Source organism: Mesorhizobium sp. BH1-1-4 (assembly GCF_020165665.1).
Taxonomy (GTDB): domain Bacteria; phylum Pseudomonadota; class Alphaproteobacteria; order Rhizobiales; family Rhizobiaceae; genus Mesorhizobium.
Window position 1 is genome coordinate 210143 of record NZ_JAIUIN010000002.1, and the last position, 18567, is coordinate 228709.

At 57.8% G+C, this 18567-nt stretch carries 15 protein-coding genes; 6 read left to right on the forward strand and 9 right to left on the reverse strand.

Features of this window, described 5'->3' with window-relative positions:
- The first annotated feature begins 558 nt into the window (after positions 1–558).
- Positions 559–2325, forward strand: a complete 1767-nt coding sequence (locus LB569_RS04650) for a type I secretion system permease/ATPase (protein ID WP_224691285.1) — start codon at positions 559–561, stop codon at positions 2323–2325.
- A 52-nt stretch (positions 2326–2377) separates the two neighbouring features.
- Positions 2378–3673, forward strand: coding sequence for an HlyD family type I secretion periplasmic adaptor subunit (locus tag LB569_RS04655; protein ID WP_224691286.1), 1296 nt, complete (start codon positions 2378–2380; stop codon positions 3671–3673).
- A 131-nt stretch (positions 3674–3804) separates the two neighbouring features.
- Here LB569_RS04655 and LB569_RS04660 read toward each other — a convergent pair whose 3' ends face one another.
- Positions 3805–4863, reverse strand: coding sequence for a glycosyltransferase family 2 protein (locus tag LB569_RS04660; RefSeq protein ID WP_224691287.1), 1059 nt, complete (start codon positions 4861–4863; stop codon positions 3805–3807).
- A 57-nt stretch (positions 4864–4920) separates the two neighbouring features.
- On the opposite strand from LB569_RS04660, the gene LB569_RS04665 reads away from it, so the two are divergent.
- Positions 4921–5958, forward strand: coding sequence for a glycosyltransferase family 2 protein (locus LB569_RS04665; protein ID WP_224691288.1), 1038 nt, complete (start codon positions 4921–4923; stop codon positions 5956–5958).
- A 74-nt stretch (positions 5959–6032) separates the two neighbouring features.
- Here the strand turns inward: LB569_RS04665 and LB569_RS04670 are convergent, their stop codons facing one another.
- Together LB569_RS04670 and LB569_RS04675 are read right to left on the reverse strand one after the other, a co-directional pair.
- Positions 6033–7130, reverse strand: coding sequence for a glycosyltransferase (locus LB569_RS04670; RefSeq protein WP_224691289.1), 1098 nt, complete (start codon positions 7128–7130; stop codon positions 6033–6035).
- A gap of 5 nt (positions 7131–7135) precedes the next feature.
- Positions 7136–8605, reverse strand: coding sequence for a hypothetical protein (locus LB569_RS04675; protein ID WP_224691290.1), 1470 nt, complete (start codon positions 8603–8605; stop codon positions 7136–7138).
- A gap of 330 nt (positions 8606–8935) precedes the next feature.
- Between LB569_RS04675 and LB569_RS04680 the strand changes: the two genes are divergently transcribed.
- Positions 8936–10363 carry an O-antigen ligase family protein gene (locus LB569_RS04680; protein WP_224691291.1) on the forward strand — a complete coding sequence of 476 codons (1428 nt, stop codon included), beginning with the start codon at positions 8936–8938 and terminating at the stop codon, positions 10361–10363.
- An 87-nt stretch (positions 10364–10450) separates the two neighbouring features.
- Here LB569_RS04680 and LB569_RS04685 read toward each other — a convergent pair whose 3' ends face one another.
- From LB569_RS04685 to LB569_RS04710, 6 genes are all read right to left on the reverse strand, one after another.
- Positions 10451–11137, reverse strand: a complete 687-nt coding sequence (locus LB569_RS04685) for a polysaccharide deacetylase family protein (protein WP_224691292.1) — start codon at positions 11135–11137, stop codon at positions 10451–10453.
- Positions 11131–12075, reverse strand: a complete 945-nt coding sequence (locus LB569_RS04690) for a glycosyltransferase (protein ID WP_224691293.1) — start codon at positions 12073–12075, stop codon at positions 11131–11133. The genes LB569_RS04685 and LB569_RS04690 overlap by 7 nt, the downstream gene beginning before the upstream one ends.
- A 64-nt stretch (positions 12076–12139) precedes the next feature.
- On the reverse strand, positions 12140–12424 hold the full coding sequence (locus tag LB569_RS04695; protein WP_224691294.1) for an acyl carrier protein: 285 nt from the start codon (positions 12422–12424) through the stop codon (positions 12140–12142).
- A 28-nt stretch (positions 12425–12452) separates the two neighbouring features.
- Positions 12453–13679 (reverse strand): pyridoxal-dependent decarboxylase, exosortase A system-associated, encoded by a 1227-nt coding sequence (locus LB569_RS04700; RefSeq protein ID WP_224691295.1) that lies wholly within the window; start codon positions 13677–13679, stop codon positions 12453–12455.
- Positions 13676–15262 (reverse strand): acyl-CoA ligase (AMP-forming), exosortase A system-associated, encoded by a 1587-nt coding sequence (locus LB569_RS04705; RefSeq protein WP_224691505.1) that lies wholly within the window; start codon positions 15260–15262, stop codon positions 13676–13678. The genes LB569_RS04700 and LB569_RS04705 overlap by 4 nt, the downstream gene beginning before the upstream one ends.
- A 16-nt stretch (positions 15263–15278) precedes the next feature.
- Entirely contained in the window at positions 15279–16163 is an 885-nt protein-coding gene (locus LB569_RS04710) for a hypothetical protein (protein WP_224691296.1), read from the reverse strand.
- A 263-nt stretch (positions 16164–16426) separates the two neighbouring features.
- On the opposite strand from LB569_RS04710, the gene LB569_RS04715 reads away from it, so the two are divergent.
- A complete protein-coding gene (locus LB569_RS04715; RefSeq protein ID WP_224691297.1) occupies positions 16427–17740 on the forward strand; it encodes a glycosyltransferase family 4 protein in 1314 nt (437 codons plus the stop codon).
- The gene (locus tag LB569_RS04720) at positions 17628–18545 is read left to right on the forward strand and encodes a glycosyltransferase family 2 protein (RefSeq protein WP_224691298.1); all 918 of its coding nucleotides are present in this window, start codon (positions 17628–17630) and stop codon (positions 18543–18545) included. Before LB569_RS04715 ends, LB569_RS04720 begins: the two co-directional genes overlap by 113 nt.
- The last annotated feature ends 22 nt before the right edge of the window (positions 18546–18567 follow it).

Genomic DNA, 18567 nt, shown 5'->3' on the forward strand with positions numbered 1-18567 from the left:
GCCGGGACACCAGTGTTGGTGGAATCGGGGAATCCTGAGGGGATAGTACTTGCCACGGCTCGTCGCCTTTCATGCCCCCGGCCCGCACCGGTTCGATTGATGCAACTCTGGTAAGTCCGAATCGTATAAGCATTAGCTTAAAAAGAGGTAACCGCCGTTAACCATAAGCTGCAAGTCACAAGACGTAACGAATTGCTACATAAACCCACCGCTGACAGCTCGAAGCGCTTCATGCCCATGCGAGAAGAAAACAGCCGCTGCCCCTCATTCTTGTAGTCCGCCAGGTTGCGAATGGAGCGAGCGCTCGTTAGGTTCGTTATTTATGGCCTCGTGCCGACCGATCCATCGGCCGGCCCGCCTCAGGGCAAGGCGCGAACCGGGCCACGCAAGGCTGCTTAGTACTGAGACATATCCCGGTTATCCCCCGAATTTGGTAGGTGCAATCCCCGGTTTCTCATGGCTGCGTCACGATTTTGCTATATTTTCATTAACCAAAAGTACATGCGTTAGCGCAACCTAAAGTTCGCAAACCAGGTGACGGATAGGACCGGGCTGATCATGAAGCTGAGGGAAGGCGGCGCCTTGGATTTGCGGTCGGCTATGGTCGGCTGTACGCCTGCCCTGATTGGCGTTGGTCTGTTTTCAGCAGTCATCAACGTTCTGGGCCTGACCGGCTCGGTCTACATGCTGCAAGTCTACGATCGCGTGCTGCCTTCGCAGAGCGTACCGACGCTTGTGGGATTTACGATTGGGATGTTGGGCCTGTATGCGGTCTACGGTCTTCTCGATTTCGTTCGGCTGAGGGTGCTCGTGCGTATAGGCAACCGCCTCCACAGAAATCTCCAACAAAAAGTGTTTTCGCTATCGCTCTCCCTGCCACTCGTTGCCGGCGCCGAGGCGGTTCGAATGCAGCCGCTTCGAGATTTGGACCAGTTGCGCGGTTTTCTTTCTGGCCCAGGTCCCACTGTCGTCTTTGATGCTCCGTGGATACCGTTCTATCTAATTGTCATTTATCTGCTGCACCCCGCGCTGGGTGTGCTTGCGACAGTTGGTGCGACCGGCGTCGTTCTGTTGACGGTGGTGGCAGAATTCCTTGCACGCCTGCCGGCGGCGCGTGCATCGGATGCTCTGTTAGAGCAGCGCACCATTGCTGAATCTGGGCGCCGCAATGCAGAGGTTGTTCATGCAATGGGCCTTTCCGTGCGAATAGGTCAGCGCTGGAACGAGATCATCCACACATATCTCATCCACCAGGAACGGCTTTCTGACATCGTAGGTGCCGCAGGTTCGTTGTCGAAGGCACTTCGGATGGCCTTGCAGTCTTCTGTCCTAGGGCTCGGTGCATATCTGGTGATCGGAGGCGAAGCCTCTCCCGGGGTGATCATCGCGTCTTCCATACTGCTTGGACGCTCGCTGGCGCCGGTTGATGCGGCGATCGCTAACTGGAGAGGATTTCTGGCGACCCGGCAGAGCTATTCGCAACTGTCAGCAGCACTGCGTACTTATGGTGGCAAGGACAAACTCATGGAATTGCCGCCGCCCCACGCGGTGCTTGCGGTTGAGGAGTTGACGGTTGCCCCGCCGGGCGACATGCAAAAACCAACGGTCCTAAATGTCAGCTTCCAGCTGTCGAGAGGCGCTGGAATGGCCATTCTCGGCCCGAGCGGGTCCGGGAAAACGACGCTCGTCAGGGCGCTGGTCGGGGTCTGGCAGCCGCTTCGTGGAACCGTTCGGTTAGATGGAGCATCGCTCGATCAATGGGATTCGGAGCAGCTCGGCATACATATCGGCTACCTGCCACAGGACGTCGAACTGTTCGATGGCACGGTTGCCGACAACATCTCGAGGTTTGGTGGCAGGGATGACCCCAAAGGCGTTCTGGCAGCGGCCCGAGCTGCTGGCATTGACAAAATGATCATGCGTATGCCGAGAGGTTTCCAAACGCGCGTGGGTGAAGGAGGAATGGCTCTGGCGGGCGGGCAGAGGCAGCTTATCGGGCTAGCGAGGGCACTCTATGGCGATCCGTTTCTCGTTGTCCTGGATGAGCCAAACTCAAATCTGGACGTGGACGGCGATGTGGCCCTGGCGGGAGCCATATTGGCGGTACGTCAGCGTGGAGGCATCGTCATCATTGTTGCCCATCGTCCTTCGGCCTTGACCAATATCGACCAGGTGCTGGTCATGTCGAAAGGAGCGCTGCATTCCTTTGGCTCGCGCGAAGACGTTCTCGCCAACGTGGTTCGGCCGTTCCCGCCTGCCGCGGAACGGCCGGCTTCAGTCGTGCCGCTGCAGAAGGCCGTAAGCGCGCGTGAGGTTCATAACTAACGTGATCATGTCCACATATGTGCCTGCCGATAGTGGAGGCAGATTGGCCCGAATGGACCCATTCGAAATGGCGGATGGCATCCACGCCAATCTGGTCCTGGGCATGGCTACCTGCTTCCTGCTTGTCGCTGGTGGGGGGCTCTGGCTCGGATTGACCAAGATCTCGGGCGCGGTGATTGCGCCGGCAACCGTGGTGGTGGAGAGCAACACAAAGAAAATTCAACATCAGACCGGCGGCACAGTAGGAGGCATATTCGTCCAGGACGGGGACCATGTCAGAGCAGGGGATGTTCTTGTCAGGCTTGACGATACTTTGACGCGGGCAAATCTGCGCATCGTCAGCCAGGATCTCGATCGCGCCACCGTTCGGCTGGCGCGACTTGAGGCGGAGCGACAAGGTCTCCCGGAAATGCAGCTCCCACCGAACGTTCGGGCTCGGATAGGGGATTTGCAGGTGACGGCACTTGTCAATGGCGAGCGTGCGGTGTTCAAAAGCCGTGCCGCAGCGCTCGCGGGCCAGAAGGCACAGCTGGAAAGCCGCTCAAAGCAGCTCGAGCGCCAGGTCGAAGGCCTTCAGGCCCAGCAGACGGCCATAGATGAGTCGGTGGTACTGCTCGACCGCGATCTCGATGATGTCGAGAAGCTCTACGCGAAGAGATTGGTCTCCAAGGAACGCCTGAGCGGAGTCCGGTTGGAGGCGACCCGGAACCACGGCGAATCGGGGCGCCTCGCAGCCGCTGTCGCCGAAGCGCAGGCTCGTATCAGCGAAACCGCGCTCCAGATACTCCAGCTTGACGAGCAACAGAGCAGCGAGGTCGCCGGGGACCTTCGCGACACGGAAGCAAAGCAGACCGAACTCAGCGAGCGCATGGTCGTGGCGGAAGACGAGCTTGCAAGGACGGATATCCGCGCGCCGCAGTCGGGCATGATACAGGAATCCTCCGTCCACACAGTCGGTGGCGTCATCGGCCCAGGGGAAGTGCTCATGATGATCATACCAGATACCGACAATCTGGTGGTGGATGCGCTCATTCCCCCATCGCGCATTGACGACGTGCGGCCCGGGCAGCGAGTTTCAATTCGTTTCCCGGCTTTCGACGCAGGCACAACGCCGGTTTGCCAAGGCTCGGTTCAACGGATCTCCGCAGATCTGATCAAAGATCAGCAACGTCAACTCTCCTACTTCTCGGCACGTGTCAAAGTTGAAAACAGTTCGATTTGCCTCACAGACGCCAAGGTCCTCAAACCGGGTATGCCTGCCGAGATTCACATACGCACGGACGAACGGAGCGTCTGGTCCTATCTGCTGAAGCCCCTTACCGATCAGATGTCGAGAGCTTTTCGCTAGCACCGCCATCGGTGACAGAGTGGAGGCTCTCATGTGAAGCGCCGGCAACGCCCAAGAATGTCGTCAGGACTTCTGGAATTTCACGCGGCACGACTGCGCACGTCACTTGTCCGTCGACACATGGACGCTGGTCAATATCCAGCGCAATGCCAACGCCGACGCCGCCAAGCATCACGCAATCCTCTAGCAACACGTTCGAGAAAGAAAACCGGATGGCGTGCAGCCGGTCCCGGACCAATCGCGGCCCGTCTGTCCAGCCCGCGCCAGCCCGGAATTTTTTCAACGTCGGGGACCAATTCACGCGCAAAGTTTCGCAAGGCCGCCACCAGTTCGCGATCCACCTCGACATGGTCATAGAGGCGCTTGGCCACTTCTATCGAATGAGAAGCCAGCGCTCTTGTCGCTGCAGAACGCAGATCGGTTGCTTCCGAAAGTGCGCCCGCTGGTCCAACGAAAAGCGTTTCAAAGGCCGCGCGCCGCTCAAGAAGATCGCGAAAACCATCGACTTCGCGAGCCGACAAGCTTTGGCTATGTTCCCTATGCCAGGCTTGATCGGCACCGTTGACGTAAGCAACATCCGAGAAGGCTGACATACGAAGCCACATTTCCATGTCGTGTGTATGGGCAAGTGGCATTTGCCCTCCGACCTGGTCAACAACGCAGCGCCTCATCAACACCTCAGGCGACGTGATTACATTGAACCCAGTCTTGCAGCGATCCGCCAGCCATTTGCGGCCTGGCCAGACTGTCCATGCTGTCGGTCTGCCGCGATGGGCAGGCAAATCTTCACCACTGAAATGCAAAGGATGCCCATATACCAAACCTACGGAAGGGAATTGCCGCATGACCGCCACCGAACGTTCAAGTGAGGCGGGCGTGAGCAAGTCATCGGCATCGAGGCGCACAAGAAACTCGCCCCGTGCAATTCGAAGGCCGTCATTAAAGGTCTCTACCGGACCGGCGTTTCGCACATGCGACACAATGGTGATCCGCGCGTCACCGGCCGCTAGCTGGCGAGCGGTCTCAAGACTATTGTCTGTCGAAGCGTCGTCAACTATCACTACGTCGACAATCACCCCGGGTTGCGAAAGCGCACTGCCGACAGCATCGGGCAAGTAGCGCGCGTAATTGTAGCAGGGAATGACAACGGTAACCGTGGCGGGGGCGCCGCGATCGATCGTCGGCTTCAACAGGGTTCTGCGGCTAATCGGTTTCATTTGTTGCTTACGGCCAGTCCGGAGATATGTATGGCTTGCGTCCAGGTGATCATTCCTTGCTACAACTACGGAAGGTACCTGCACCTATGTGCCCTTAGCGCACTATCGCAAACAGGCGTGGACGTTAAAGTCCTCATTATTGATGATAAGTCATCCGACAACACGCCCGAAATCTGCGATAAGCTGTCATCTGAGGATGCAAGGGTATCCGTCATACGGCATGAGGTTAACAGGGGTCATATTGCAACTTACAATGAAGGTATAGGCCTGACCACAAGCGATTATCTTGTTCTTCTATCGGCCGACGACCTGCTGATTCCGGGCGCACTCGCGCGAGCAGCCGCGCTTATGAACCATAACCCGTCAGTCGGCCTCGTATATGGGAATCCTATATCTCTCTACGGTTCGCTCCTCCCCCGTCCAAGGCAAGACGACACCGGCTGGACGATTTGGAGCGGCAGGGACTGGGTTGAACGTATGTGCCTGACCGGCAAAAACTTCATTGTCAATCCGGAAGTCATGATGAGAACCAGTGTCCAGCACCGGCTGAAGGGCTACAAATCGTCCTTGCCGCATTCCGCCGACATGGAGCTTTGGCTACGCGCAGCAGCAATATCGGATGTTGGGCATCTGAACGGAGCCGACCAGGCCTATTACCGTATCCATGAAGCGAGCATGCAGCGAACCGTACATGCCGGCTATCTTTATGATCTCAAGGCCAGGCGTGACGCATTCCGATCTGCCCTCGAAGATCCAGTCTGTGAATTGAGCAATATCGAGACGCTTCTTGAAAATGCAAATCGCGCGCTCGCGCTAACCGCGCTTCGCCACGTGTTCAGTATCTTGGATGCTGGCCGCGCCGAGAGCGAACCTGTAGGCGAACTCCTCGACTTCGCTCTGGATCTGTATCCTGAGATTAAAGCCACGCGACTTTGGCATCGCGTTCAGTCCGCATTGCGAGCCAAGTCCGGACCAATTCCTCTGTCTCTCGCAAAGCTCCGCACAGTGATGCGCAAGCTGGACGATCGCAAGCAATGGCGGCATTGGTACCGGACGGGCGTCTACTGACCGACATTCACCGATTGCGCTGTCGACGCGACAACGCGCTCGGGGCTCACGTCCAGTTCACGGCATCTATCAGTTTATTCGGCTGCTTGCCTTGCCGGGAGCACTGAAGCCAGGAATTCACGGTAAAACGTCGCGACGTCATCACGCTCCCTTTGGGGCGAATACGTTTCAAGAATGAAAGCTGAGGCTGCTTGACCTCGGTCACGACACCATCCGACATTGCTCTCGTCGTTATAAATTGCCTCTTCAGCCGCCCGTACCAGCGCCATGATGTCGCCGGGTTCTACGACTGCGCTAAATTCGGGGAGGAAAAACTCCTTGCCACCAAACCCGTGATTGCCGATCACATAGTTTCCGCACGCCATCGCCTCTGCCGCCGGCAGTCCGAAGCCCTCCTGATAAGTGAGGGCCAGAAAGATGCGCGTCGTACGCAATTTGTCCGCCACCTCTGAATGAGCCAGGCCATCCAGTGCGACGACCTCCCAGCCCTCAAGAACGCCGCGTGCGCGGAGCATTTCGACTATTTGTTGGGCGTCGTCACGACCCCGCCTCGGCATATATGCAATGCGCCGGGGCCGTGCGCCCGATCCGGGGTGAAACAACGTCGGATCGATACTTAGATGCACACGCTCTATTGGACTTGCGGGGAATGCGTAACGGAGCATCTCCCGATTGTGGTCGGATACTGTCACCACCCCTGTCAGATCGGGATTGGCGCCATACAGCCTGGCGGCAAGCGCGCCGCCACGTCTCCACGTGAGATGGCTATTCTGATTGAAGATGAGGTACTTGATGCCAGAGGGGATCCGCGACAGAAGGTCGATGTCGAGTTCTGAGACAACCAAGATGTCGCTCCGTGTCACCTTGGCTTTCTGAACATCTGTGACCTCCGTCTGATTGTGGAACCAATTGCACCGGAAACCCGGACGCTGATGGAGGACAAAGGCCTGAACTCCAATAGAATTCAGAATGTCGACATGACGATAGATCACCCGAATGCCACCGGATGCGCCGTGGTGATCCGGTGTCAAAAAATAGATAGTCGGTGTAGCCCCGTGATCGCCGCTGGTTGGAACCATCAACCGCTTGCGCTGCCTCACATGCGAAACATCGGCGAGCTTTTGATAAAGCAGCCGCACAAGATCGCCCACTTTTTGCTCAACGATTGCCATCAACCTTACCTTGCGCCAGCATACACAATTTGAGACACTTTTCTGATCGCGCGACGTGGGTTCGAAAAGACATCGCGGACGAATTTGAGCTTATCGCGCATGTCTCCATATCTATTTATCGGTATTGCAAGAACGTCTGGCCACTTGATTCCGATTTCTTTTAGCAATATCTCCCTTTCTCGCCTCATCCTCGAAGGAACGGAAAGCATATTCACGTAATTTGCCCGCGATATCATCGGGTTGATTTCTTTTTGCTTGGGTTTCACGTAAGAATCGGCGAAACCCCAGGCGCTCATGCGCAATTCTAGATAGGCCAGGTCCAGTATAAAGAGGCTGTCGTAATTCAAAAGCGGGAACAGCCACGCATCAACCGCTTCCAGCACAGCGGGATGCTGGGGAAGTTTAAGGCGAGCTACAATGTTGGCAGCATCGATGGCCGTGTCACTTTCAGCCTTCAACCAGAGAAAGCCACGTCCAATTTCTCCACCGAGCCCGCCAACGAAATACTTGCCTTCCAGAGGCGAAACGCTTGGATGCATTTTCATATTGGCCCCGCCGACGCAGTGCCCAGCCCGAAACTGCCATCGCTCCTGCTCCACAGCGCTCGCCAGCCGAAAGGGCAGCACCTTATGGCGCAATCCAAATCTGGTGGCCAAGTTTCTTGCACATGCGACGTCAAGTTCGGCTCCGGGCGCGTCCACAGTAACGAATGAAACGTCGTTCACGAGATCGCGGCAGCACGCCAGGAGGAATCTGGAATCATTGCCTGCGGTCAGTGCGACGCAGGCATTGCCTGACTTGGCCAGCGCGCGGATGGCGCGAGTCACCTGATCGCTGATTTGTCTGTACGCCATCGACGCATCCGGTCCATCGGCTATCTGTTGCCTTGGCCAGTGGCGAACCGCTACCCACGTTTCCAAATCAAGGTAGTGGTTGCAAAGCAGCCGATGGAGACCGCGATGGGCGGTCAGGCCGGCGGTGAACCAGCCGGCATTGTCGACATCGAGCGCATTGTAAAGATCCGTTCGAAAGCGACCCCGATAGGTTTCGGCATCAAACAATGGGGCCGCGCTCGAGCCGGCGATTTCAGCCTCAGGATCATAGACCAGCGACATGGTCGCGTCGGCATCGAGATAGATGCGACGCATCCCCCTGACATCAAGAACAAAGAGGAAACTGCCCGCAAGCCTGTAGATGTTTTTCTCGAGGAAGGGTTCGACGTCTTGGCTGGTCGAGAGCGTGCCTTCCAGGCGCAGCTGGCCCGTGACGATCGATTCATTGTCGAGGTCGATTGCCGTGCCCAGCAAAGCACCAATGGTGCGACCTCCGCCGTCAATGACGGGGATCAGATCAACACCCGGAAATATATCGACCGCCAACGATGCCAGCTTATGGCGGTGCGAACCCCCTGCAGGGCTCACCCCGCCCAGGCTAACAACAAACTGGCCTTCAAGGTCGTCCGAATTCATCGACATGGTGGCAGTCACGCTTCCCCCAGCTCTACAACGGCATAGTTCAAGCCTGACCTGGAATCATCACATTGCGTGCCGGTATGAAAAGCCCACAATTCGGATAGTGGCTACCTACCAAAAATCTTATGTCGTGCCTGCCTTTCCGCGGGCCCGCCAATCCCGGGAATTCAAGCTGCAACGCTCCACCCTACCAAGCTAAAAGGTGTACGTGACTTCTCCCATCGATTTATGACGCCTGGGGTCTTTGCCGTGTATGGTTTCGAGGGCGCCGAAAGCATGCGATCTCCCGCGAAAGCTTACTCTGTGCCGAAGACGAATTGCGAAGAGCGGTGAATGACTTCGAGCGTCAATTCTGATGCATTGACGACCGCGCAACGATACTCCCCACGTCGTGCGCGCGCATCGGCGAACAGAGGAACCGATTTTCGTGAGGCAAACGCGAAGTTGCCTTTGCCGGTATCTTTGTTCCTTGTCAGCCTCATCATCCCATGGATGATCCCCCTGGGGCCGGTCATCATGCCTATTTATCGGTTGGTCCTGTCGATCGTGCTGCTGCCTTGCGCGTTTATGTGGCTTAACGGCAAAGCGGGTCGGATCAGGGCTCCTGACATGGGTCTGGGCCTGTTTTGCCTTTGGGCTGCCCTCAGCCTCGTCTCCGCCCATGGTGTGGCGGGGGCGATACAGCCGGCCGGCGTTCTCCTCGTCGAAACTCTCGGCGCCTATCTGCTGGCACGTTGCTATATTCGCGACGCGGCCAGCTTTCAAAGCCTGATCCGGCTCATGGCCAAACTTGTCGTCTTGATGGCGCCATTTGCGGTCTACGAATGGATGACAGGCAGCAAGCCTATCCTGGCCGCGTTCAGCATGGTTTTCCCCACGGTGGACGTCACGCGGATGGTTCCACGTCTGGGGTTTTGGCGCGTGCAAGGCCCGTTCAGCCATTCGATCCTGTTTGGTGTGTTTTGCGGCAGTATCGTTGCGATGACGCACCTTGTGCTGGGCTATGGCAAAAGCTCGTTCTCGCGCTGGCTGTTGACGACTACGATCGCCGGCATTGCATTTCTGTCCATGTCATCAGCACCTATCGCCGGCATCATGGTCCAGATCGCTCTGACCGGTTGGGCGTTGGTGCTCAAGGCCTATCCACGCAAATGGGCCGTTCTGGCTAGCTTGGCCGTCGCTGCGTTTCTTGTCGTCGAATTCGGGTCGAACCAGACGCCGATCCAGTTCTACATCTCCCACTTCACCTTCGATCAACAGACAGGGTGGTATCGAATCTGGATCTGGAATTATGGGTCGGCCTCGGTGCTAAATCATCCGTGGTTGGGAATCGGGTTCGCAGACTGGGTTCGCCCATCCTGGATGGGCTCCGATAGCATCGACAATTTCTGGCTGATCACCGCCATGCGGCACGGCTTGCCTGCCTTCATACTCACCTTGGCGTCATGTCTGTGGATAGTCGCGACCATCGGCTTGAAAAAGGGTCTAAGCCAGGTGGTGTCCATTTACCGCACGGCCTATCTCATCAGCGTGGTCGCGTATTTCATAGTGGGCACGACGGTTCACTTCTGGGGGCCGACATATGCCTGGTTCACTTTCCTCCTGGGCAGCGGCACCTGGATCCTGGACATCAAGTCCGATGAACAAGAGACGGCCACGCAGCCCAACGCGACCGATCGAGCAACTAGGCGCCACTCGCCGCAGCCATCAGGCTCCAATGGCAATAGACGAGTTCGCACAAACCGAAAAACAGTGATCTGACCATCGACGATCACGCACTGAGGCCGATGCTGCCGTGCGTTGGCAGATCACCGAACGGGCACACGCCCTACCGTCGAGCCGGTCACATCAAATCCATCGCTTCACCGCCATAGCGGCATTGCGGCGCAACAGTTGCGTGGGCTGCAATTGGCCCGAAAGGATGTTATCCAACGCTGTGTCCGACATATCCTGTCGAATTGAGGTTCGCGGCCTCGGGTAGGAGAGCGTATCCACACAACCCCCGTCGCTGGAGTAGACGGCATCGTAACCAGCCCGGCGCAGTGCCCTGAGAACGGCACTATTGTAGCGTCCGAAAGGAATAGCGGCCGAGTGGATGGGGACACCGCATATCTCCTCAAGCCGGGCCTTTGACGCGACCAGTTCGGCGTCCAACTGCTTCGACGTCAATTTAGTCCAGTCGCTGTGGGCATAGCCATGATTGCCGATCCTCATTCCCAGCCGAAGCAAGTGGGCGATGTCGTCAACCGATAATGATCCGCGTTGGCCGAGCCGGCCGGTGAGGACGAATATTTCGGCATCGAGACCGCGACCCACGAGCTCGGGCGCAGCAGTTGCGAGGTCAGATATATTGCCATCGTCGAAGGTGATCGACACCAGTGCGCGGTCAGGATGGCACACGATGCGATCAAGTATATCGCGAAAGCGATGCAAGCTGACCCAGTAACTGGCCTCGCCTGGCTCGAGTTCCCGTGCGGGAACGCCAATTCCGTGAAAATTGACGATCCGCGGATTTCGCCTAGCGAATGTCAGCATCGCCGCGGTTGTTCCACTCGAAAATCAAAAGCCGGCCGCACCGGCGTGAGAACACTGCAAAGGGCGGCCCTGTGTGTGGCGCCGCGCCAAAACCGGAGCGCCTCTCCAATGGCAATACCCAACCTGAACATGCAGGTGGCAACAGTGCCGTGGTAGCGGCGGTAGTAGCGTACTCGATTCATAGTCAAAAGAGCGAACAGCCTGGTGTTGGAACGGTAGTCGCCGCCGGCATGGACAGCCAGCGATTGAGGCACATAGGAGACGCACAGCCCGGCGGCCCGGACCCGCCTCTGGTAGTCTACCTCTTCGCTGTAGAGAAAGTACGACTCATCCCAAATGCCGACAATACGTCGTGCTCGCGCTGCGACCAGCAGCACCGAGCCCGTTGCCCATTCCACTGGCCCATCGCGATCATAGCGTGCTATTTGGCAGACAATTTCGCCGAGCCCCAGCCGGCCGGCAAGCTTCCCGCCGAGAAGCGAGTCGGCCCATGCGGTCGTGATCGACGGCTCGTGACGCAGCGTCGGGTCAGTCGTGCCGTCTTCCCTCAAGTTGCGTGGCACAGCGATCCCGACGGACGCGTCTTTGGCACGCTCGACAAGCCGCCGCACCGCACCGGGGCAAAGTCGCAGATCGGGATTGAGAATCAAAAGGTCCGCGTCCGGGTGCACGGTCGCCGCTGCCTTGTTGATGGCGGCGGCATAGCCGGCATTGCTTCCGGTTTTTACCACCCGGGCTCCGATAGGATGGGCGAGCGCGACTTCGACCGAATCATCACGAGAATCGTTGTCGACAACGATGACTTCGAAACTCTCGACGCCCTCAAGGCCGGGAGCCAGAGAGTCGAGCAGGCCAGGCAGGGGAACCGCACTGTTGTAGGTGACGACAATGACCGCCAGGGCCGGCGATTCATGATTTGTGTTGTTCCTCATTAGCATGCTTAAGCCCCTTGTCCGTGCTGACGACGCTTGACATACCTTGGCCGCAGAACCGGCCGAGGGCCTATGACACGGCCTCGATCTGCCGGTGCGAGCATTTTTGATCGACGAAATCAGCAAGTGAGCCGAGCGTTTCAAAAACATCGGCCGAAAACTCACTGTCATCGATCTGGAATGCAAAACGGGTCTCCAATGCCATTGCCAATGTCAGCACCCCGTAGGAGTCGAGTTCCGGCAAGCTACCGAACAAAGCAGTCTGCGCATCGAGAAGCCGCCGCTTGTCCTGAATGCCCAGTGTATCAACGACGACGTCCCTGACGGCTTCCAGCGTTTCCAAATTCGTGCTCATAGTGTCCCATCCAAGGTTCGTTGTAGATTTACACCAACATTTCCACTGGCATCGGATGCCCGAGAAACGCCGTCGGGCTGGCTGTCAGCCCATAAGCTCCCGCGTGAAAGAAAACGATTGTGTCTCCGACATCGGCGCGGGGAAGGCTGACATTGTCTGCGAGCGTATCTAGCGGTGTGCAGAGGCAACCGACGACCGTTACAGGCTCAAGGTCCGTGTCAGTCATCTTGTTGGCGACAGCCACAGGATAGTTGCGGCGAATGACCTGGCCAAAATTACCTGAGGCTGCCAATTGATGGTGCAGCCCACCATCCACCACGAGGTAGGTTCGTCCGCGAGAGACCTTGCGGTCAACAACCCGTGTGGCATAGATTCCGGCTTCTCCGACGAGATATCGGCCAAACTCCATAACCACGCGACTGTGCGGCAAACGGGGGCGGATCACCGTGTCGATCAGCCTGGCAATGTTCTCGCCCAACGGCGCGAGATCGAGGGAGCGATCCTTGTCGAAATACGGAATTCCGAACCCGCCTCCGAGATTGAGATAGCTTACCGGCAATGGCGAGCGCTCCGCCAGCTCAAGCATGAGTTCGACAGTCTTGTTTTGGGCCTCGCACAAAATATCGGCGTGCAGGTTTTGCGAGCCCGCGAAAATATGGAAACCCTGGAAGTCCAAGTCAGCCGCCACGAGCTGCTTCAGAACAGCTGGTACCTCTTCGGCGTCGACACCGAATTGCTGAGAACCGCCGCCCATGCGCATCCCGGAGCCCTTGACCTGAAAATCGGGATTGACGCGCAAGGCCACCCGCGGCCGCAGGCCGAGCCTGTTGCCGATCTCGGCAACGCGTCGGGCTTCGCTTCCCGATTCCATCTCGATCGTCACGCCAGCGGCGATCGCTTGCGCTAGCTCACCGCGGGTTTTTCCAGGGCCTGCGAAACTTACCCGCTCGGCAGGTGTCGGAGTATCGAGCACGACCTTCATTTCTATCGCCGACGCCACGTCACAGCCGTCCACAAGGCGTGCCATGTGGTCGACTACGGCCGGCATGGGATTGGCCTTGATCGCGTAATGCAAATGGACTTCGGTGGGCAGGGCGGAACGAAGATAGCCGACACGATCGGTCATCAACTGTCTGTCATAGGCAAAGAAGGGTGTCGAGCCCGCCCTCTCAGCGAGCCGATCGATCGGCACCCCGCCCACGACGAGGCTGTTTCTTTCCGTTGCGAAGGCCGCAATGGTCGGATGAACGCTCATGAGGACAATCTCGCCCGCAATGAAACGCGGTCGAATTTGCCGTTAGGCGTCGTTGGGATGGCTGACATCTCAAAGACCGACGCCGGCACCATATATTGCGGCAATTGCTGCCTGATCGCAGACAAAAGGCCTGTCTGATCGAGCGGAAGGTCTCCAGCTGGGCTGGCGATCAGGACTATTCGTTGCCCAAGGGTTGGATCCTCGACGCCGAGAGCGACGGCATCGCGGACCAGTCCGGTGCCATAGGCTACCTCTTCGACCTCGGTGGGACTGACCCGGTAGCCGGATGTCTTGATCATCTCGTCTCTGCGCCCGACGAAGAAAAGGAACCCCTCTTCGTCCGCCACGACCGTATCGCCGGAAAACACGGCGAGTTCGGGCGCTCGCCAGCCCGCTTCCTGTGCGAACACGGGCCGGAAGCGTTCCGCGGTGCGCTTCGGATCGTTCCAGTAGCCCAACGCGACCAGCGGGCCGCGATGGACGAGTTCACCCTCTTCGCCCGGCGCGCAGCGCGAACCGTCCGGACGCAAGACCAGGATTTCGGCGTTGGGGATGGCCTTGCCGATCGAATCGGGGCGACGATCGATTTGAGCGGGATCAAGATAGGTCGAGCGAAATGCTTCGGTCAGGCCGTACATCAGATAGGGCAGGGCCTTGGGGAAGCGCTGGCGTAATTTGTCGAGCGTCGCCTTCGGCATGCGCCCCCCGGTGTTGGCGAAGTAACGCAGCCTGGCCGCCGTTTCGGCGGGCCAAGTCTGGTCCGCCAACTGGATCCAGAGCGGCGGCACGCCCGTTATGCCGGTTATCGAGTGCCTAGTGCACAATCGCACGACGTCAGCCGGAAGGAGATAGTTCACCAAAACGACGTGGGCGCCAACATTAAATGCGGTCGTCAGCTGGCTGAGCCCAGCGTCAAAACTCAAGGGCAGCACGGACAGGATAGTGTCACTTGAGGTATTTTCCAGATATTGGCTCACGCTTTCGCCACCGACGATGAGATTACGGTGACTTAACACGACGCCCTTAGGCTTGCCGGTGCTTCCCGATGTATAAAGGATTGCCGCCATGTCCATGTCGATAGTGGCCGGCAGCGGTGCGACGTCGGACGCTGGCAACGACGCCCAGTCGTGTGTGGCAAAGCTGTTGGCGACAGCTTCATTGGCCTCGGCTGGTTCGGCGCCGACCAGGATGACGTGAGCAACGCCGGCGCAGGCATCCGGGTGCTTGGCCAGTTCAGCCAACCGTTCAGGCGTCGTCACCAGGACGCTGACGTTGCAATCGGCCAGAATATAGGCGACCTGCTGGGGCCTGAGCAGCGTGTTGATGGGCACGAAAACGCCACCCGCAGCCGCGGTGCCGAAGATCGCCACGACGGTCTCGATACGTTTTTCCAGCAGTATTGCCACCCGCTCGTCACGCGCCAGACCGATGGCCGCCAAGCCAGATGCGAAACTGCAAACGCGAAGGAAAAGCTCGTCATAGCCGCAGGTCGTGTTCTTGTATGTCAGCGCTGCCGCGCTGCCGCGCATGTGCGCAGCCTGTTCGAGCAGGTGGCACAGGTTTGATCTCATCAATCGTTTCATGTCCGTCCTGCTTCCATCACCACGGCACACAAACAAGCTCGCTATACAGGTAGTCAATTTCCTCTGGCCGCAATCGATCGCTCCGATACATTTTTGGACGCGGCGAACGAAGCATGAAGGACAGGCTTGGGTGGTGTCGAACGATACGGGTCTCGGCGAGCGTAGCCAGGATCCCGAAACGGGTGAGGAGATGGCTGTAGACATTGCGGGCGGCAACCCGAAACAGATCGTGGTTGCTGACGTGGAGGATCGAGGCGAAGAACGGGAGGCCCTTTCGCCGGTCCCGTCGAAACATCACGTAGCAAAGCTGATCGCCTCTGACGACGACGAGGTGACCTGCAGCCGCCACTTGGGCATGATCCCTGTAGATTTCGAGGTCGCGCCCTTGAAGGACGGCCTCGATCGACGCTCGAGCCGATACAATTCGAATGCCCGACCATCTCGGCCACGGCAGGTTCGCAATCAGCGCCGTGCCTGTATCCAAAAACTGAAACTTCAAGCGCGCATTCAGTTGAACCACGTTCCCACTCGGTGAGAGGTCGGTGAAGGTGTAGCCTTCCTGCCCCAGCATGGCTCTTACCAATCGCAGGGCATGCGACCTGAACTCTTCAAGAACGCACCAAGCGGCCATGTTGCATATTTTTTCGATCCGCCCCGCGATGCACGACTGGGAATAGAACGCCAGGTACACGCCAACGATCTGCCCATCACCCACGAGCATGAACCCGTGATTTGGAGAAGCCGTCTGCCAAGTGGGAATTATGGCTGACGCCCATGCCGCTGGCGTAATCCGGTTGTTCAAGTTCTCATGGAGGAATTTCGCGACGGGTCCGACGTCGACGCGCGCGATGGGACGCAGATCGACACCCTTGTCAGTCTTTATGACACCTGCCTGAGACACTCACAGCCTTGCTGCACAAGAATTCACTCGCCCACACAATTGGCCAAGGTTCTACGGCAAAGATACCTGAACAAAAGGCGCAAGCGCCTTACCCCGTTTGCTGACTGGCTGCCCGGCTGACTAAAAGTATCTACTACCGCCTGTCGCAACGTCTGAGCAGACAATCTCAAGCGACCACGTGACGGAGTGAGTGGATCTGGCCGGGACCGACCTGCCTCACCCCAAATCTTCGGAAGTGACCGGAAATAATGCGGGAGTTTGCCATGTCAAACGGCCATCACATTCTCATCCTCGTTGAAAATCTTCCTGTGCCCTTCGATCGCAGGGTCTGGCAAGAAGCGCTGGCCCTTAAGGAAGCCGGATACGCGGTTTCGATCATTTGTCCCAAGGGTAAGGGCTACGACAAGTCATACGAGGTCATTGCCGACGTCAACATCTACCGTCACCCCTTGCGCGAAGCACGTTCGACCAAAGGCTTTCTGAGGGAATATTGCGTTGCACTGTCCTACCAGCTTTATCTTTCATTCCGCATCCGGCGCCAGCGCCGCATACATGTCATCCAGGCCTGCAATCCCCCTGACCTGATGTTCCTCGTGGCGCTTGTCCACAAATGGCTGTTCAGCACCCGGTTTGTGTTCGATCACCACGATCTAAGTCCCGAACTCTACGTGGCGAAATTCGGCCGAAAAGACCTCTTCTACAAAGCGTTGAGCCTGTGCGAGCGGCTTACCTTTCGGGCCGCCGATGCCAGCATTGCCACCAATGAGGTATTCCGCGACATCGCGGTGGCGCGTGGCGGAATGCACCCCGAAAATGTGACAGTCGTCAAAAGCTACCCGGAACGAACCAAGTTCCAGCGAACAAGCGCCGATCCGACGCTGATGTCCCTCAAGAAGAATCTCATTGGATATATCGGCATCATGGGGGCGCAAGACGGAGTAGAGACCCTGGTCAGGGCCATGGCTGAAATTCGACACGTTCAAAAGCGCCACGATGTTGCCTGTGTCATTATCGGCGACGGTCCTGAGCTCTCTCGGTTGAAGGACTTGGCCGTGGCGCTCGATGTTGACCAGTCAGTGCATTTTACGGGCTATTTGACCGGTCCATCGCTCATGGCTCATCTGTCGGCAATCGAGGTCGGTGTAATCCCGGACCCGCCGAACGATTTCAACGACAAACTGTCGATGAACAAAGTGTTCGAGTACATGATGTTGGGTTTACCCTTCGTTCAGTTCAACCTTGGGCAGGCGGCACGGGAAGCAGGAGAAGCAGCGTTGGTGCTGCCCGAACACTCGCCAGAAGCGCTTGCGGAAGGTGTACTGGCATTGGTGGATGACCCTGAGCGGCGCAGACGAATGGGACAGGCCGGGCGCGCGATTGCCGATCGTGAATTTCATTGGCAGGTCGAAGCACGTCAGTATCTCGCCGTTTACCGAAATCTCCTGAGCGAAGGACGAGACTTCAATGATCAGCGTGATTATTCCGCACCTCGACCAGCCGCAAGCCCTGAGCAGGTGCCTGGAATCGCTTTGTACCCAAGAAAGACCAGCTCAGCAAAACCTCGCCGAGCCGGTTGAATTCATCGTTGTCGACAACGGTTCAAAAGTCATGCCGGTCGATGTCTGCGCTGGCTTTTCCGGCGTTACCCTGTTGCGTCAACACACGCCTGGGCCGGGGCCTGCGCGCAACCTCGGGGTCCTGCACGCGACCGGCGATATCCTGGCTTTCATAGATGCCGATTGCATTGCCGACCAAGGTTGGCTTTCGCACATCGAGCAGCTTTTTCGACGCCGCGCCGACGTTGCCATACTCGGTGGTGATGTGCGCATCGCGTGCGACGTTCCCGCCCGGCCGACCCTGCTGGAGGCCTATGAGAGCGTATTTGCCTATCGAATGAAAGAATACATTGCCAAGCAAGGGTTTACGGGCACCGGCAACCTTGCGGTCAGAGCCCAAACCTTTGCCTTAATCGGGCCTTTTGGCGGCATTGAAATCGCCGAAGACCGCGATTGGGGACAGCGCGCGCTGCGCAAGGGCTACACCACGCACTACAGCCCTGACATGATCGTCTATCATCCGGCACGTAGAAATTTTGACGAGCTTGCACGGAAATGGGAGCGGCATGTCGCGCATGATTTTGCGCAGGCGCGAACAAAGCCAGGCTGGTGGCCGCGCTGGATGCTGCGCAGTGTGGCAGTCGCTCTTTCGCCCGTCGCAGAGGTTGTGCGAATTGGTTCATCCAGCCGGATCCAGGGATGGCGTGCCCGATGGCTTGCCCTGATGGGGGTCATCATGATCCGCCTCTGCAGATCGGCGATCATGCTAAGGGTCGGGTTCGGCGCCAACGCCTCCCTGCTGTCCGGGCGCTGGAATCGCGCCTGATTAAAAAGCCTCTGCTGCGTCA

Bases quoted from the DNA above. Each gene is read 5' to 3' on its own strand.
- LB569_RS04685 (WP_224691292.1), bottom strand. From the start codon at position 11,137: ATGCTGACATTCGCTAGGCGAAATCCGCGGATCGTCAATTTTCACGGA.
- LB569_RS04650 (WP_224691285.1), top strand. From the start codon at position 559: ATGAAGCTGAGGGAAGGCGGCGCCTTGGATTTGCGGTCGGCTATGGTC.
- LB569_RS04700 (WP_224691295.1), bottom strand. From the start codon at position 13,679: ATGAGCGTTCATCCGACCATTGCGGCCTTCGCAACGGAAAGAAACAGC.
- LB569_RS04695 (WP_224691294.1), bottom strand. From the start codon at position 12,424: ATGAGCACGAATTTGGAAACGCTGGAAGCCGTCAGGGACGTCGTCGTT.
- LB569_RS04705 (WP_224691505.1), bottom strand. From the start codon at position 15,262: ATGAAACGATTGATGAGATCAAACCTGTGCCACCTGCTCGAACAGGCT.
- LB569_RS04670 (WP_224691289.1), bottom strand. From the start codon at position 7,130: ATGGCAATCGTTGAGCAAAAAGTGGGCGATCTTGTGCGGCTGCTTTAT.
- LB569_RS04720 (WP_224691298.1), top strand. From the start codon at position 17,628: ATGATCAGCGTGATTATTCCGCACCTCGACCAGCCGCAAGCCCTGAGC.
- LB569_RS04675 (WP_224691290.1), bottom strand. From the start codon at position 8,605: ATGTCGATGAATTCGGACGACCTTGAAGGCCAGTTTGTTGTTAGCCTG.
- LB569_RS04690 (WP_224691293.1), bottom strand. From the start codon at position 12,075: ATGCTAATGAGGAACAACACAAATCATGAATCGCCGGCCCTGGCGGTC.
- LB569_RS04715 (WP_224691297.1), top strand. From the start codon at position 16,427: ATGTCAAACGGCCATCACATTCTCATCCTCGTTGAAAATCTTCCTGTG.
- LB569_RS04655 (WP_224691286.1), top strand. From the start codon at position 2,378: ATGGACCCATTCGAAATGGCGGATGGCATCCACGCCAATCTGGTCCTG.
- LB569_RS04680 (WP_224691291.1), top strand. From the start codon at position 8,936: ATGACTTCGAGCGTCAATTCTGATGCATTGACGACCGCGCAACGATAC.
- LB569_RS04665 (WP_224691288.1), top strand. From the start codon at position 4,921: ATGGCTTGCGTCCAGGTGATCATTCCTTGCTACAACTACGGAAGGTAC.